Origin of the sequence: Micromonospora sp. NPDC005205 (genome assembly GCF_040608275.1) — a bacterium.
Taxonomy (GTDB): Bacteria; Actinomycetota; Actinomycetes; order Mycobacteriales; family Micromonosporaceae; genus Micromonospora.
Genome location: NZ_JBEXHV010000007.1, coordinates 222429 through 237707, shown reverse-complemented (window position 1 = coordinate 237707; position 15279 = coordinate 222429). Strand labels below are relative to the sequence as shown.

Sequence of the window (15279 nt, the reverse complement as noted above, 5' to 3'; positions counted from 1 at the left end):
TCCGCACTCTCCCACCGAGGGCTCGGTGACGTCAGGACCGACACGATGTCACGGCGTCCACCCTGCCTTACGTGCCAGGGCACTGAGGTTCAGTCCACGCCCAAGCATGATCCGCAAGCCGTTGTCCTTGTCGTCGCTAAAGGCAGGCAGTTGGCACCTGAAGCACCGACCGGTGGAGATCCCCGCCACAGCATGCGTCGACCGGCGCGTTACCGGCGGGCTTCAGCATGTCGAGTGCCATCGAACCGGGACTGCCGATCACTGTGCAGGCCGCCTGACTTTGGACGCTGACCCGGGGCCATCCACTGCAACGGTCCCACCAGGTCCGAACCGCCGTGTGCGCTCCGACGCCGGCCCAGCCATGCCAACCCGGACATGACTACGGCGATTGCGACGACCATCCTCAGCGTGGTAATCACCGATTGTGGTCCTGACCCGTACAGCAAAGCGCACTGTCCGAGACCGATGGTGAGCACCACCCGGGTGGTGCTGCGCGAGCTAAGCGCGAACCGCTCCGCAACTCCTACCCCCAGGCCGAGGAGCAGGGCGACGAGGATCAGCCCGACCGCGCCGTAGTAGGCGACTCCGGTGCCGAGGATTGTGGGCAGCCAGTCGACGTGCTGGCTCAACCCGTGCGCTTGGTCGATGTATGCCTCTTCGGACCGCTGTTCCAAGCTGCGTCCCCCGACTTTGTTCGGGGCGAGAACGCTGGGTACCAGCATGGCGAGGTTGTTGCCGACCGTCGCCAACCCCACGGGTTGCCCGGAGCCGCGCAGGCTGTCATACACCATTGCGCCGAACACATTGCCGTCGAACCGGTACACCACGTCGTCGAGGATCGCGTCTCGGCTCTTCGCCGTGTGTAGCTTTCCAGCCCCGTCGATGAGCGCTTCCAGCCGTTCACCGCCACCCTGGCCGGCGTCGAAGGCCTCCCGGCCGGCAACCGCCCGCGAGCTGGAGATGAGGGCGGTGAACGCGGCCACCGTCACCACGAGCACCGCGACCTGCTTGCGGGACGGCCGCACCCCGTGCAGGGCCGCCCCGACGAGGGTCAACACCGCCGCGAAAACGATCATCGCGCGGGTGCCTGCCATCGCGAGCAGAGCGCTCTCGGCAATGAGAACCGGTATCAGCCACCGCGTCCCCCATCGCACCAACACCACCGCGCCCAAGATCGCTATGACCGGTACCAGGAACTCCCCGGCTAGATCGACGAGGACTCCGCCGCGCTCTGGGATGTCCTCATCCGCGTTGATCGGCGCCAACGGTTGCACAGCCCCTTTGCCCTGCCACGTCGCGACGAGCAGCGGCACGGCCAGGAGCAGCAGCCATGGCAACCGCAGCCCGTCCAGCCCAGGCTCCGGTTTCGCGTGCGAGGTCGGCCTGAACGGGGGTTGCCGCACGATAAGGGCGTACGTGCACGCGTACACGGCCATGGCCCCAGACACGAGCAGCACCCAATCGTCGATCACATCCTGATCAACGTAGGCGCGATAGAAGTTCCGGCCCGGCCAGAGCGACTGCATGACCTCGGTGACACCGTGGAACAGCACCGCGACGAGCAACATCAACGCACCCGGTCGACGCATCCAGTCACCGCGGATCGCGAGGTGCACCACCACGACTGACGTCGCCTGGATGGCCAGGCCGATCGCCACCGACACGGTCAGCATCTCGTCCCCCGCTTCTAGGCCTCGCGGACGCGCTGCATCGACGGGGGCAACATCAGACGCCCGCCCTGTGACCAACGCGAACAACCCGCACACGTAACTGCCGCGCGATCGTTCGTAACCCTCTCGTGCCCTGTGGCCACCAGCGCGTCACTTGGAAAGCAACCCCGCCCGATGGCACGGATTGTCGGACCCGGGGATGCCTACCGAACCGTGCACCTGCCTAACGAGCGTTGCGGCTACCCGGTGCCCCGAACACCGACAAACAACTGTTTAGACCGCCGCAGGCGCGCACGGTCCTCGTGGTCCCGTCAATAAGTCGACCGCAGAGTTCGTACTGGCCATGCCTGAACAACGAGGTACCCGAGAGCGACTGGATCGGTGCAACCCCCAGCACCGGGCAGACAAGTCACGGACCGTGACCGCGCGTCGCTGAATGGTGCGCGCCCGGGCAGACCCTACCGTTAGTCATCGTGGAAACACCAGAAGTCAACCACTCGGCACAGTCGCCTCGGAACTACGCATGCCTTGCGCCCCGCGTGGCACTCGCCGTTGCGATCCCGTTGACGATCGCCTTGACCCTCGCCTGGGCACCGACCAGGACCTTCGACGACTGGTGGCTACTCCTACTGCACGTCGGCACGGTCCTCGGGCTGCCGTATCTGGCGATCGCCGTGTTCGCGGCATCACTCGACCGACTTGCCGGCTTGGCCAAGTGGACGAGCGGGCTCGCTGTGACGGTGTTGTCCCTGCTGATGATCCGATGGTGGGCAACTCAGGTCACGGAATGGGCGGAGACGCCGCGGGTGCAGTATGGAGGCTTGCAAGATCAGGGGGCGTTCGGCTGGTTTCTCGCACTTGCACCGGCCATCGGGTGCTACGCGATGTGGGTAGTGCAGCGGGAACGCGTATCGGCGGATCGCATAGGCGAGTAGCCGACGCGACCGCCCGCCCGGCGGTCAAATCTACACCGTCTTTAAGCAGAAGAGATGACCTGCTACCGCTGCACCGAGCCAGGCATGAAAACGTTCACGCATGTGGATGGCGAGCGAAAACCTCTCTGCCCTCGGCCAAAAAGGGAGCCTTCCCGCGGAAGAAGACTCCCTTCCCGTATGCGGAGTGCCAGCAGGAGCACCTTGGTTGCCACCTCGGGAGGTGACGTCAGCTCAGGGCATCCGCACGAACGCCAGCCACGAAGTCTTGCCACTGTGCCGGGCCGAACACCAGGGCCGGACCCTCGATATCCTTGCTGTCTCGCACACCGACGACACCAGCAAGGTTGTCAGCCACCTCAACGCAGTTGCCCTGATCACTGCTCTTGGTGCTCTTGCGCCAGGTAGCGCCAGTCAGATCAGCCATGGTGCCTCTCCTTGATCTCTTGCATCAGCTTGCATGAGTCCTCCAGGCTGAGAGCCTGTTCCTTCAGCGTGTTCCACACCTCGGCGTATGCCCTGACCTCATCAAGACGGTCAAGATACAACGCGCCTGACAGGCCTTCGCTGTAGACGGTTGTTGGCTCGGCCGACCGGGCACCCTTGGTCGGGAAGTCCAGCACGACGAAACTCCCCGCTATGGCTGCCCTGTTCAGCTTCTGGGCTATCGGCAGAAGCCTGACGGACACATTGGGCGCCTCACTCGCCAACAGCAGTCGATCTATCTGTTTGGGCATGGTGGGTACCAGCTTGTGTAGTAGCGCCTCCTCGATGATCACCTCTAGGCCGGGTGCCGCAGGATGCTTCCTGACAAGAAGCCGCTGACGTTCCGTCCTGAGCCCAACGAGCTTGGCTACGTCCTCGTCAGAGACACCCTGCCTGCTACGGATAACCGCAGCGGCGTACTCAGATGTCTGCAACAGCCCTGGCACCAGCGCGTGTTCGTAGGTCCGGATGTAACTAGCCGCCGACTCAAGCCCTACGTACAGTTCAAACCATCTAGGGATGATCTCCCCGTAGGCGTGATACCAGCCCTTGCTTTTGGACTCCTTGGCGAGGCTGACTAGGACTTCCGTCATCTCTGGTGACGCCCCGTAAAGCCGGCACATCTGGTCGACGTCCAAGGCACGCATGGGTGTCTGGCCGGACTCGATGCGGTACATCTTCGCGCGGGACCATTCCAGGTTGGAGGCGGCAGCCTCGAGCCCGATGCCGGCTTGCTCCCTGGCCTGCCGCAGCAACCGACCTAGCTCCCGGCGCGGCACGGTCGAACCGACTTCACTCATCGGCCACCATCTTCCTCGTCTCATCCTGACGCGTCATCGGGCTTGTGGTGAGACTGCTCATGCATCACTAACCGCAAGGCTCATCTCTCCGTGAAAGTCTCACGGGGAGTGTTGCATATGACTTCGACGCTGCTGAATCGTGCCTGGTAGTTGGCCAAATCACGATGATCTCGGGAGACAGCGTCATGCGCCGATGGAAGTGGTTCCAACGTCCAGATGAGCCGCTCGACGTTGTTGAGCGCTGCGCGCACCAGCCAGTTGCCTGCAACCCTCCTGAGCCGTCTGAGAAGCCGGAGGAGGCGACCAAGAAGCGTCAGGCGCTTAGCGACGCAACCAGAAAGACGGTCGGCACGATGCATGAGGAGATCAGACCAGAGCCGCCGTTTCTGGTGATCATGGCTGGCTTCGTAGTCGACTTCCATCACCGTGAAGCGTGCTCCAAGTGCCGTCCGGATGGCTCCTGCCCCCGTCTGCGGCAGGCTGCCATACGCCTACGGGCATGGCGTGACCGCAAGGACAAGCCATCATGAAGTCAGGAGACGTGCTGCGCATCGATCTCAGCGTCAGCGTTCAGTTCCTCATCCCGATAACCGTGCGAGTCATTCGGCTACTCGATTGGCCTACCTACGACGGTTGGGCATGGATCGACGTGTACCAGCTAGACAGCAGGGGTGAGGCCGTCACTAGGCGTTCGCTGTTCATCCGACCTAATTTTGTGGAGTACGTCCCGCGTCCACCAGCAAGGCCAACGGGCACCGCGAAGCGAAAGCCGGCAGTAGGTGGACGAGGGCGCCACCCCCGCCCACACCAGGCCTGAGCAGCGCCAGCTGAGCTGCCCTGACGTGCGGAAGCTGGAGTCGATACATGCAGGTGACCGAAGCCTTAAATGCGATTGCGGCACTCATCAGTGCCAGCGAGCACCCCGACATCACGGCGGTAACGCGCTACGGCTGGGACAGCAGCCCGGGTGGGCAGTCACCCCCCGGCGTCGAGGTCATGTTTCGATCTGGCTCGTCCGCCCTGTTGTGGGCTACCGAGGGGCCGCGCCCCGTTCCGGCCCCGGAGCCACTCCCGGCGGAGATGCCCCCGCCTACGCAGCGGGCAACCCGAATGCTCGCGTTCGCCACACAGCTACTCGACTACGCACGCCGGAGGGGGCCTGGTGAAGGCCCCCTCCGTTACGGCATTCTGGGGTCCGCTACCGTCCTTGCTCGGGAAGGTCGGTGCCGCCCCTCAGGCGTCGACCGCTGCCATCACGTCGTCGCTGACGTCGAAATTGGCGTAGACGTTCTGGACGTCGTCGCAGTCCTCCAGGACGTCGATCAGCTTGAAGATCTTGCGCGCGCCCTCTTCGTCCAGCGGCACGTTGACGCTGGGGATCAGGGAGGACTCGGCCGACTCGTATTCGATGCCGGCGTCCTGCAACGCCGTGCGCACCGGGATCAGGTCGGTCGGCTCGGAGACCACCTCGTACGCCTCGCCGATGTCGTTGACCTCTTCGGCGCCGGCGTCCAGGACGGCGAGCATCACGTCGTCCTCGCTGGTGCCCTCCTTGGGGACGATCACCACGCCCTTGCGGGAGAACATGTAGGACACCGAGCCGGCGTCGGCGAGCGAGCCGCCGTTGCGGGTCAGCGCGGTCCGTACCTCGGTCGCCGCCCGGTTGCGGTTGTCGGTGAGGCACTCGATGAGCATGGCGACGCCGCTCGGGCCGTACCCCTCATACATGATCGTCTGCCAGTCGGCGCCGCCCGCTTCCAGGCCGGAGCCGCGCTTGACGGCGCGGTCGATGTTGTCGTTCGGCACCGAGCTCTTCTTCGCCTTCTGGATCGCGTCGAAGAGCGTCGGGTTGCCGGTGGGGTCGCCGCCGCCGATCCGCGCGGCCACCTCGACGTTCTTGATCAGCTTGGCGAACATCTTGCCGCGCTTGGCGTCGATGACGGCCTTCTTGTGCTTGGTCGTCGCCCACTTTGAGTGGCCGGACATCTGCTACCTCCGTTGCTACCCGCCGTCTGCATCGACCGCACCGCTCACGCCCCGCTCCCACCGGCGCACGCGGAGGTGCCGGTAAGCTCTGGTGGAAGCCGTGGCGGGCAGATGGCCCTGCCGAATCTCCGCAATCCTACCGACGTCCCTCGGGTCGCTGTCACGCACCGCGCGTGGCGGCCTCCCCGCGCCTGCCCAAATCGGGCAGACGCCGGGAAAGCGGATTCACCTCATCAGGATGGTCTCCGTCTCAGCTCACCAGCTCCGCCTGGTCGGCCGCCACCCGTGCCTGGTCGACCGGACGGCCTGCTCGCGACCAGGTCACGATCTCGGTGAGCATCGCCGACAACTCCGCCTCCCGGCCGTCGGCCGGCACGAAGCGGCCGGCGGTCGGGTCACCACTGTCGGCCCCGGTGAAGTCGAAGTCGGTGAAGATCGACAGTGCCACCTCCGTCGGCACCACCACGGTCCGCACCTCGGTCAGGATCGCCCGCAGGTGGTCGGCCGCCCGAGTGCCACCCCGTACGCCGTAGCTCAGCACCCCGGCCACCTTGTCGGCCCACTCCGCATACAGGTAGTCGATGCCGTTCTTGAGCGCGGCCGGGATCGAGCGGTTGTAGTCCGGGGTGACGAACACGAAGGCGTCGCAGGCGTCCACCACGGCCGCCCACCGCAGGGTGTGCGGGCGTCGGTAATCGCCGAACAGTGCCGGCACCGGCTCGTCGAGCAGTGGCAGTTCCTGCTCCGCCAGGTCCACGAGCGTGCAGACGGCGTCCCCGACACGTACCGCCTCGTGCCGCTCGGCCACCTCCATGGCCCAACGGGCGATCGCCGTGCCACGTCGACCGGGACGGGTGCTGCCCACGATCAGGCCGATCCGCAGCGGGCCCATGCTCTGTGCGTTTGTCATGACCACGATCCTGTGCGCGACGGCACGGGCCGGGGAGACCGCCGCGAGGATGGCCCCGTCAGGGCCACCCACCAGCCGATGCCGGCTGCCAGACTGGGTCGGTGATGGACGGTGAGCTGGGCGCGTTCCTCCGCAGTCGTCGCGAGGCGCGGCAACCGGCCGAGGTCGGCCTCGCCGAGGGGCCGCGCCGCCGCACCCCCGGGCTGCGCCGAGCCGAACTGGCGACGTTGGCGCAGGTCAGCGTCGAATACCTGACCCGGCTGGAGCAGGGCCGCGACACCCGGCCGTCGCCGGAGATCCTCGCCGCGCTCGCCGACGCGCTGCGCCTGGACAGCGCCGACCGGGAACACCTGCGGCAGCTCGCCTCGGCCCAGCACGCCCGACAGCTCTGCTCGGGCGACCGGCCTACGGTTTCCCGTACCGTCCGGCCAACGGTCCGCGCCATGCTCGACGCGCTGCGCGACACCCCGGCGTACGTGCTCAACCGGCTCGGTGACGTGCTGGCCTGGAACGACCCGTTCGAGCGGCTGGCCCGCCCGCTCGGCCTGCTGGACGGGTCGCGACCGAACCTGGTCTGGTTCGTGCTGACCGACGAGCGGGCCCGCGGGCACTACCCGCAGTGGTCGGCGGTGGCCGACCAGCAGGTTGCGGAGCTGCACCTGCTGCGGCGAGGCGACCCGGCCAGCGACGCCTTCGCCGAGCGGCTGGCCCGGACGGCGGGAGCGCCGTTCACCGACCGTTGGCGGCGGCGACCGGTGACCGCCGCACGGGCCGGCCTGCTGACGGTGCGCCATCCCGAGGCAGGGCTGCTCCGCCTCAACGTCGAGACGCTGGAACTGGCCGAGGCAGACCCGCAGCGGCTGGTGGTGCAGTTGCCCGCCGACGCCGCCACAGCGACCGCGCTCGACGAGTTGGCGGGCCGCCGCCCGGGGCGCCTGCGTGCGGTCGCCGGCTGAGCGACGGGCACCCCGTCACCCGACAGCGCGGACCAGGTCCACGAAGTACGCGTGCACGCGCAGGTCACCGGTGAGCTCCGGGTGGAACGAGGTGGCCAGCAGGTTGCCCTGTCGCACCGCGACGATCCGGTCGGCGGCCGGGCCGTCGGACACCACCCCGATGACCTCGACGCCGGCACCGACCCGCTCGACCCACGGCGCGCGGATGAACACCGCGTGGAACGGCTCGCCCGGCACCCCGGCGACGGTCACCGGCGCCTCGAACGAGTCGACCTGCCGGCCGAACGCGTTGCGCCGGACGGTCATGTCGATGCCGGCGAAGCCCCGCTGATCGGGTCGACCGTCGAGCACCTCGGTCGCCAACATGATCATCCCGGCGCAGGAGCCGTAGACCGGCATGCCGTCGGCGATCCGCTTGTCGATCGGCTCGCGCATCTCGAAGATGTCGGCGAGCTTGCTCATTGTGGTGGACTCGCCGCCCGGGATGACCAGGCCGTCGACCGCGTCCAGCTCCGCCGGACGGCGGACCGGGCGGGCGTCCGCGCCCGCCGCGGCCAGCGCCGCCACGTGCTCGCGGACATCACCCTGGAGCGCGAGCACACCGATGGTGGGCGCGCCCACGCCTACCAACCCCGCTCGGCCAGACGGTGCGGCTGCGGGATCTCGTCGACGTTGATGCCGACCATGGCCTCGCCGAGGCCCCGGGAGACCTTCGCCAGCACGTCGGGGTCGTCATGGAAGGTGGTCGCCTTGACGATCGCGGCGGCCCGCTGAGCCGGGTTGCCCGCCTTGAAGATGCCGGAGCCGACGAAGACGCCCTCCGCACCGAGCTGCATCATCATCGCCGCGTCGGCCGGGGTGGCGATCCCACCGGCGGTGAACAGCACCACCGGCAGCTTGCCGCTCTCGGCGACCTCCTTGACCAGCTCGTACGGGGCCTGCAGCTCCTTGGCCGCGACGTACAGCTCGTCGGTCGGCAGCGAGGCCAGCCGGGCGATCTCCTGGCGGATCTTCCGCATGTGGGTGGTGGCGTTGGAGACGTCACCGGTGCCGGCCTCGCCCTTGGAGCGGATCATCGCCGCGCCCTCGGTGATCCGGCGCAACGCCTCGCCCAGGTTGGTAGCGCCACAGACGAAGGGCACCGTGAACGCCCACTTGTCGATGTGGTTGGCGTAGTCGGCCGGGGTCAGCACCTCGGACTCGTCGACGTAGTCCACGCCGAGCGACTGGAGGATCTGCGCCTCCACGAAGTGGCCGATGCGGGCCTTGGCCATCACCGGGATGGAGACCGCCTCGATGATCCCGTCGATCATGTCGGGGTCGCTCATCCGGGACACCCCACCCTGCGCGCGGATGTCGGCGGGCACCCGCTCCAGGGCCATCACCGCGACGGCGCCGGCGTCCTCGGCGATCTTGGCCTGCTCGGCGTTGACGACATCCATGATCACGCCGCCCTTGAGCATCTCGGCCATGCCACGCTTCACGCGGGCGGTGCCGACGACGGGGGCGTTACCGGTGTTCGAGGCGGTGTTTTCGGGCACGGGTCATCGCTCCTTGGACATGCTCCGGGGGTGGCGGCGGAAATGCTACGCGCGGTGCAACGCCGCACCGACAGCCAATCAGACCCCCGGTGGCCTGCACTGTGGCAGTGGTCACCGGCCCGCCGTACCCGTCCGGGAGCGGGCGGCAACCGTCGAAGATCAGGCGGCGGGGACGTCCGCCGGCACGACGAGGGTCGGGTCGTCGATGTCGAAGTAACGCGGCCACTCCCGGCCCCGCCCCATTCGCAACAGGCGCACCAGCGGCCGGCTGCGCGCCGAACGGGCGTCCCGGACCAGGTCGGTGTGCACCTGCCGGGACAACGCGAGCCGACGACTAGCGGCGACGACCGCAGCGCAGTCCGGGTCGCCCGGGTCCAACTGGACGCCGCGCAACTGCCGGGTCAGGTCGTTCTCCGCCGCCTCCCGCTCGTCCGGACCGGCGTCCAGGGCGATGCGGGCCGCCGCGTACAGCTCGACGCCGAAACGCCGCTCAGCCAGGACCGCGGCTGCCGCCGCGCGGCGCAGCAGGTGGGCGTCGAGAGCCCGGGCCGCCAGCTCCGCGCGGCCCTGTAGCCGCTCCACCCGGCCGGCGGTCCAGATGAGGTACGCCGCGACCAGCCCCACGACCACGCTCGCGGCCACCACCCACCACATGTGCGGCATCGTAGTGCTGCTCCGTTTCGTCCGATTGGGCGCGTCCGGACCGGTCCCGCCGGTCACCACCGCACCATCCGTCACACCGGCTCAGCTCAGCCCCACCCACTCCTGGTCGATGACCCGCCCGTCGGTTGCCTCGATCGCCGCTGCGTATACCTCCAGAACGCGGCGAGCAACCACCGGCCAGTCGAAATTCGCCACCACCTGATCGCCACAGGCAGTCAGCGTGGCCCGCGCGCCCGGGTCGTCCAGCAGCTCGGTCAGCACGCCACGCAGCCCCACCGAGTCTCCGGTGGGGAAGAGCCGGCCGGCCCGCCCACCGTCGAGCACCCGCCGGAACGCGTCCAGATCGCTGGCGATGACCGTCGTACCCGCCGCCAGCGCCTCGGTGAGGATCATGCCGAACGACTCACCGCCGGTGTTCGGTGCGACGTAGAGGTGCACACTGCGCAACATGCGCGCCTTGTCCGCTTCGCTGACCAGGCCGAGGAACGTGATCTGCTCGTGCAGTTCGGCCGGGAACTGGTCGTACAGGTCGTCGGGGTCACCCGGGCCGGCGACCAGCAACCGCAGACCGGGCCGGGTGGCGGCCAGCGCCACGAACGCGTCGCGCAGCACCGGGAAGCCCTTGCGCGCCTCGGTGAACCGGCCCAGGAAGCCGAGCGTGCCGCCGGTGCCGGCCGCGCACTCCCCCGGCCAACCCGGCAACGGCTCGGCGTCGGCGAACTTGGCCACCGCCACCCCGTTGGGGATCTCCACCGCCCCGCCGTCCATGTGCTCGACCTGCACCTTGCGGGCCAGCGCGCTCACCGCGATGCGGGCCGTGATCCGCTCCAACACGATCTGGAGCACACCCTGCGCGGCGGCGAGGACCCGCGAACGGGTCATCGCGGTGTGGAACGTGGCCACCACCGGGCCACGGGCGGAGAGCACGGCCAGCAGCGACAAACTCAGCGTGAGCGGCTCGTGCACGTGCAGCACGTCGAAGTCACCGTTGGTGATCCACCGCCGCACCCGGGCGGTCGACACCGGGCCGAACGCGATCCGAGCCACCGAACCGTTGTACGGCAGCGGAACGGCCCGCCCGGCCGACACCACGTACTCCGGCAGCGGCGAATCCTCGTCGGCCGGTGCGAGCACGCTGACCTCGTGGCCCAGCGCGATCAGCGCCTCGGCCAGGTCCATGACGTGGTTCTGCACCCCACCGGGCACATCGAAGGAGTACGGGCACACGATGCCGATCCGCATCCGTCAGCCCACCTCCTCAGGCCGGGCCGGAGGCCGACGAGGGCAGCGCCGCGCCCTCCCCCGACCTCGACTGGTCCAGCCACATCCGCTGCAACATGTGCCAGTCTTCCGGATGCCGGGCGATACCCGCCGCCAGACCGTCGGCGATCAGCTGGGTGAGCGACCGGACCCGCTGGTCCAGTGGCCCCGCCTCGGGGCCGGGCACCGGCAGCGGGCCAGCCAGCGACGCACAGGCGGCGTCCGGTTCGTACCACATCGAGGCCACGTAGAGCGGCGCGCCGGTGTGCAACGCGAGCAGCGCCGGCCCGGCGGGCATCCGGGTCTTCGCGCCGAAGAAGTCCACCTCCACCCCCCGGGCGGAGAGATCACGGTCGGCCAGCAACGGCACCACCGCGCCGGCCCGGAGCCGGTCCAGCAGCACGTCGAACGCCGGACGCGGCCCACCGTGGGTCGGCAGGATCTCCATGCCCAGCTCAGCGCGGAAGGCCATGAAACGCCGGTACACGCCCTCCGGCTTGAGCCGTTCCATGACAGTGGTGATCGGCCAACCGGTGGCCGCCACCCAGGCGCCCGCGGCATCCCAGTTGCCGGCGTGCGGCAGGGCCACCACCGCGCCCCGGCCGGCGGCCACGTCAGCGGCGAGCAGCTCGGCGCCGTCGAGCCGGAAATTGGACAGGATCTGCGACCGGCTCAACCCGGGCAGCCGGAACGCCTCCATCCAGTACCTGGCGTACGAGCGCAAACCGCGCTTGACGAGATCGTCCAACTCGGCGTCGGGCAGCTCCGGGCCGACCACCCGGCGCAGGTTCGCGCGCAGTCGGGCCGTACCCCCGCCGCCGGCGCGGTGGGCGCGGTCCGCGCCCGCCTGGAACGCCGCCGCCACCAACGGCCGGGGTAGCGCGCGAACCACCCGCCACCCGGCGATGTAGCCCAGCTCGGTGAGGTTCACGCGGCTCTGCCGCCGGTCGTCCGACGCCCGGTCGTCGGCACGCCACTCACGCCTGGCCGTCCGGCTGGAGCTGCTGGGCCTGGCGGTAGACGTGCGTCATCCGCTGCCCCACCGTGAAGATCGACACGGCGGCGAGCAGCCAGAGCGCGATCTCCAGGGCCGGATCGACACCGACACCGGTGAGGATCCCGCCGACCCCGACGATCAGCAGCCGCTCGGTGCGCTCGGCGATGCCCACGTTGCAGGTCATGCCGAGCCCTTCGGCGCGAGCCTTCACGTAGGAGACGAGGCTGCCGGCGGCCAGGCAGACCAGCGCGGCGGCGACCCCGGAGTAGTTGCCCTGCGTGGCCAGCCAGTACGCGACAGCGCCGAAGACGGCGCTGTCGGCGACCCGGTCCATGCTTGAGTCGAGGAAGGCGCCGAACCTGGTGGAGCCGCCGCTCATCCGGGCCATCGTCCCGTCGAGCAGGTCGGTGAGCGCGAACAGGGTGACGATCAACGCGCCCGCGACCAGGTGGCCGCGAGCACCGAAGCCGAGCGCGCCGACGAGCACACCAACGGTGCCCGCGACGGTGACGGCATTGGGGGTGACGCCCGCGCGCAGCAGGGCGCGGGCAATCGGCTCTACGACGCGGGTCATCCCCGCGCGGGCCGACACTTGGAAGATCTTCGCCATGGCGGTCCCCACGATAACGGTCCGCCCAGCTCCGGCGATACGGACGGTACCGCCGACCCGCCCGGGGGAGGCTTGTGCCTATCCGGCAACGGGTGTGAGATCGAGCCGGGAGGTGAGCCAGCTCACCCGTCCGCCCGTCCCGTTCCCGCTGTGCAGCAGACCACCGGAGGATGACGCCGCGCACTCGCCCCGGGCCGCTACCCGTCGCGCGGCGGTCGCCACCACCACCGGCTGAGGGAGGTGCGCCCCATGGCGCAGAAGAGTCACGACAAAGGTCCCACCGGCGGCACGCCGGTGGTTACCGAGCCCGAGCGGGTTCGCAACGTGGTGCTCGTCGGGCACTCCGGGGCGGGCAAGACCACACTGGTCGAGGCCCTGCTCGCGGCGACCGGCACGATCGGCCGCGCCGGCACCGTGGTCGACGGCACCACCGTCGGCGACCACGACCCCGCCGCCGTACGCCAGCAGCGCTCGGTCAGCCTGTCCTGCGCGCCGCTGCTGCACAACGGCATCAAGGTCAACCTGCTGGACACCCCCGGGTACGCCGACTTCGTCGGTGAGCTGCGCGCCGGGCTGCGGGCCGCCGACGCCGCGCTCTTCGTGGTCTCCGCCGCGGGCGGCATGGACGCGGCCACCGTCGCCCTGTGGGAGGAGTGCGCCGCCGTCGACATGCCCCGCGCTGTCGCGGTGGCCCGACTGGACCAACCCCGCGCCGACGTCGACGAGACGGTGGCGCTCTGCCAGCGCCTCTTCGGTGACAACGTGATGCCGCTCTACCTGCCGATGCTCGGCGACGACGGGGTGTCCACCGAAGGCCTGCTCGGCCTGATCACCCGTCGGGTCTTCGACTACAGTGCCGGGCTGCCCGCCGACGTCCGCGACCCGGACCCGGAGCACCAGCGGGCCATCGACGAGTCCCGTGACGAGCTGATCGAGGGGATCATCGCCGAGAGCGAGGACGAGACCCTGATGGACCGCTACCTCGACGGCGAGGAGATCGGCGACGAGGTGCTCATCGACGACCTGGAGAAGGCCGTCGCCCGGGGTCACTTCTACCCGGTGGTGCCGGTCTGCGCCCACACCGGCGTCGGGCTCGACGTGCTGCTGGAGGTGCTGACCGCCGCGTTCCCGTCGCCGCTGGAGCACGAACTGCCAGCGGTGACCGGCGTGGATGGCTCGCCGCGTCCGCCGCTGAGCTGCGACCCGGCCGGGCCGCTGGTCGCCGAGGTCGTCAAGACCACCATCGACCGCCACGTCGGTCGGGTCTCGCTGGTCCGGGTCTTCTCCGGCACCCTGCGCCCCGACCAGACCGTGCACGTCTCCGGGCACGGCATGGCCGAACGCGGGCACCCCGACCACGACGCCGACGAGCGGGTCGGGCACATCTACACCCCGCTGGGCGCCACATTGCGGGAGGTGTCGCTCTGCGTGGCCGGTGACATCTGCGCGATCACCAAGTCGGGCAGCGCCGAGACCGGCGACACCATCTCGACCAGGGACAACCCGCTACTGATCGCCCCGTGGGAGATGCCAGAGCCGCTGCTGCCAGTGGCGATCGCCGCCCGCAGCCGTGCCGACGAGGACGCCCTGGCCCGCAACCTCGCCCGCCTGGTCGCCGGCGACCCCACGCTGCGGCTGGAGCGCAACCCGGAGACCCACCAACTGGTGCTCTGGTGCATGGGCGAGGCACACGCGGAGGTGGTGCTCGACCGGCTGCGCGCCGGTGGCGTCGAGCTGGACACCGAGCCGGTCAAGGTGTCGCTGCGCGAGACGCTGACAGTGCCCACGACGGGGCACGGTCGCCACGTCAAGCAGTCCGGCGGCCACGGCCAGTACGCGGTCTGCGACATCGAGGTCGAGCCGCTGCCCCGCGGCAGTGGCTTCGAGTTCGTCGACCGGGTGGTCGGCGGGGCGGTGCCGCACAACTACATCCCATCCGTGGAGAAGGGCGTCCGCGCCCAACTGGAGCGCGGGCTGGTCGCCGGCCACCCCGTGGTGGACCTGCGGGTGACACTGGTCGACGGCAAGTCGCACAGCGTCGACTCCTCCGACGCGGCCTTCCAGACCGCCGGCGCGCTGGCGCTGCGCGACGCCGCCGAGCGTGGCCAGCCGGCCCTGCTGGAGCCGATCGACGAGGTCACCATCCGGGTTCCGGACGGCTCGGTGGGCAGTGTGATGGGCGACCTGTCCGGCCGACGCGGCCGGGTGCTCGGCACCGAACCGGACCCGGACACCGAGGGCCGCACCCTCGTCCGCGCCGAAGTGCCAGCCACCGAGCTGCTTCGGTACGCCGTCGAGCTGCGCTCCATGACGGCCGGCACCGGCACCTTCCGCCGCCACTTCGTCCGCCACGACCCCATGCCCGCCCACCTGGCCGACCAGACCCGCAAGGAACAACTCCCCTAACCCCGCCGCCCTGCCCTGCCCTGCCCTGCCCTGCCCCAGCGATCTTGCACTTCCGGTTGCCG

At 69.4% G+C, this 15279-nt stretch carries 15 protein-coding genes; 3 read left to right on the top strand and 12 right to left on the bottom strand.

Annotated elements, in window-relative coordinates:
• Window positions 1–209 precede the first annotated feature (209 nt).
• Window positions 210–1673 (bottom strand): hypothetical protein, encoded by a 1464-nt coding sequence (locus tag ABZU43_RS16065; RefSeq protein ID WP_355007271.1) that lies wholly within the window; start codon window positions 1671–1673, stop codon window positions 210–212.
• Window positions 1674–2143: 470 nt separating this feature from the next.
• Between ABZU43_RS16065 and ABZU43_RS16060 the strand changes: the two genes are divergently transcribed.
• A complete protein-coding gene (locus tag ABZU43_RS16060) occupies window positions 2144–2605 on the top strand; it encodes a hypothetical protein (protein WP_355007270.1) in 462 nt (153 codons plus the stop codon).
• A gap of 226 nt (window positions 2606–2831) precedes the next feature.
• Here the strand turns inward: ABZU43_RS16060 and ABZU43_RS16055 are convergent, their stop codons facing one another.
• From ABZU43_RS16055 to ABZU43_RS16035, 5 genes are all read right to left on the bottom strand, one after another.
• Window positions 2832–3029: a DUF397 domain-containing protein gene (locus ABZU43_RS16055; protein ID WP_355007269.1), complete on the bottom strand. Its 198-nt coding sequence runs from the start codon at window positions 3027–3029 to the stop codon at window positions 2832–2834.
• Window positions 3022–3888, bottom strand: coding sequence for a helix-turn-helix transcriptional regulator (locus tag ABZU43_RS16050; RefSeq protein WP_355007268.1), 867 nt, complete (start codon window positions 3886–3888; stop codon window positions 3022–3024). The genes ABZU43_RS16055 and ABZU43_RS16050 overlap by 8 nt, the downstream gene beginning before the upstream one ends.
• 80 nt (window positions 3889–3968) lie before the next feature.
• A complete protein-coding gene (locus ABZU43_RS16045) occupies window positions 3969–4310 on the bottom strand; it encodes a hypothetical protein (protein WP_355007267.1) in 342 nt (113 codons plus the stop codon).
• A gap of 811 nt (window positions 4311–5121) precedes the next feature.
• Window positions 5122–5874 carry a YebC/PmpR family DNA-binding transcriptional regulator gene (locus tag ABZU43_RS16040; RefSeq protein ID WP_091401738.1) on the bottom strand — a complete coding sequence of 251 codons (753 nt, stop codon included), beginning with the start codon at window positions 5872–5874 and terminating at the stop codon, window positions 5122–5124.
• Window positions 5875–6124: 250 nt separating this feature from the next.
• On the bottom strand, window positions 6125–6784 hold the full coding sequence (locus ABZU43_RS16035; protein WP_355007266.1) for an NAD(P)H-dependent oxidoreductase: 660 nt from the start codon (window positions 6782–6784) through the stop codon (window positions 6125–6127).
• A 104-nt stretch (window positions 6785–6888) separates the two neighbouring features.
• Between ABZU43_RS16035 and ABZU43_RS16030 the strand changes: the two genes are divergently transcribed.
• Window positions 6889–7740 carry a helix-turn-helix transcriptional regulator gene (locus tag ABZU43_RS16030; protein WP_355007331.1) on the top strand — a complete coding sequence of 284 codons (852 nt, stop codon included), beginning with the start codon at window positions 6889–6891 and terminating at the stop codon, window positions 7738–7740.
• Window positions 7741–7755: 15 nt separating this feature from the next.
• On the opposite strand, the gene pdxT is transcribed toward ABZU43_RS16030, so the two are convergent.
• The 6 genes from pdxT to pgsA form a co-directional block, all read right to left on the bottom strand.
• Entirely contained in the window at window positions 7756–8361 is a 606-nt protein-coding gene (gene pdxT, locus ABZU43_RS16025; RefSeq protein WP_355007265.1) for a pyridoxal 5'-phosphate synthase glutaminase subunit PdxT, read from the bottom strand.
• Between the two features lie 2 nt (window positions 8362–8363).
• On the bottom strand, window positions 8364–9281 hold the full coding sequence (gene pdxS / locus ABZU43_RS16020; protein WP_355007264.1) for a pyridoxal 5'-phosphate synthase lyase subunit PdxS: 918 nt from the start codon (window positions 9279–9281) through the stop codon (window positions 8364–8366).
• 159 nt (window positions 9282–9440) lie between these two features.
• Complete coding sequence (locus ABZU43_RS16015; protein WP_355007263.1) at window positions 9441–9944, bottom strand: hypothetical protein; 504 nt, start codon at window positions 9942–9944, stop codon at window positions 9441–9443.
• Between the two features lie 81 nt (window positions 9945–10025).
• Window positions 10026–11186, bottom strand: coding sequence for a glycosyltransferase family 4 protein (locus tag ABZU43_RS16010; protein ID WP_355007262.1), 1161 nt, complete (start codon window positions 11184–11186; stop codon window positions 10026–10028).
• A 16-nt stretch (window positions 11187–11202) separates the two neighbouring features.
• Window positions 11203–12135, bottom strand: a complete 933-nt coding sequence (locus ABZU43_RS16005) for a phosphatidylinositol mannoside acyltransferase (RefSeq protein ID WP_355007261.1) — start codon at window positions 12133–12135, stop codon at window positions 11203–11205.
• Between the two features lie 46 nt (window positions 12136–12181).
• Complete coding sequence (gene pgsA, locus ABZU43_RS16000) at window positions 12182–12811, bottom strand: phosphatidylinositol phosphate synthase (RefSeq protein ID WP_355007260.1); 630 nt, start codon at window positions 12809–12811, stop codon at window positions 12182–12184.
• A 249-nt stretch (window positions 12812–13060) separates the two neighbouring features.
• Here pgsA and ABZU43_RS15995 point away from each other — a divergent pair, with 249 nt between their 5' ends.
• Window positions 13061–15217, top strand: a complete 2157-nt coding sequence (locus tag ABZU43_RS15995; protein WP_355007259.1) for an elongation factor G-like protein EF-G2 — start codon at window positions 13061–13063, stop codon at window positions 15215–15217.
• Window positions 15218–15279 lie beyond the last annotated feature (62 nt).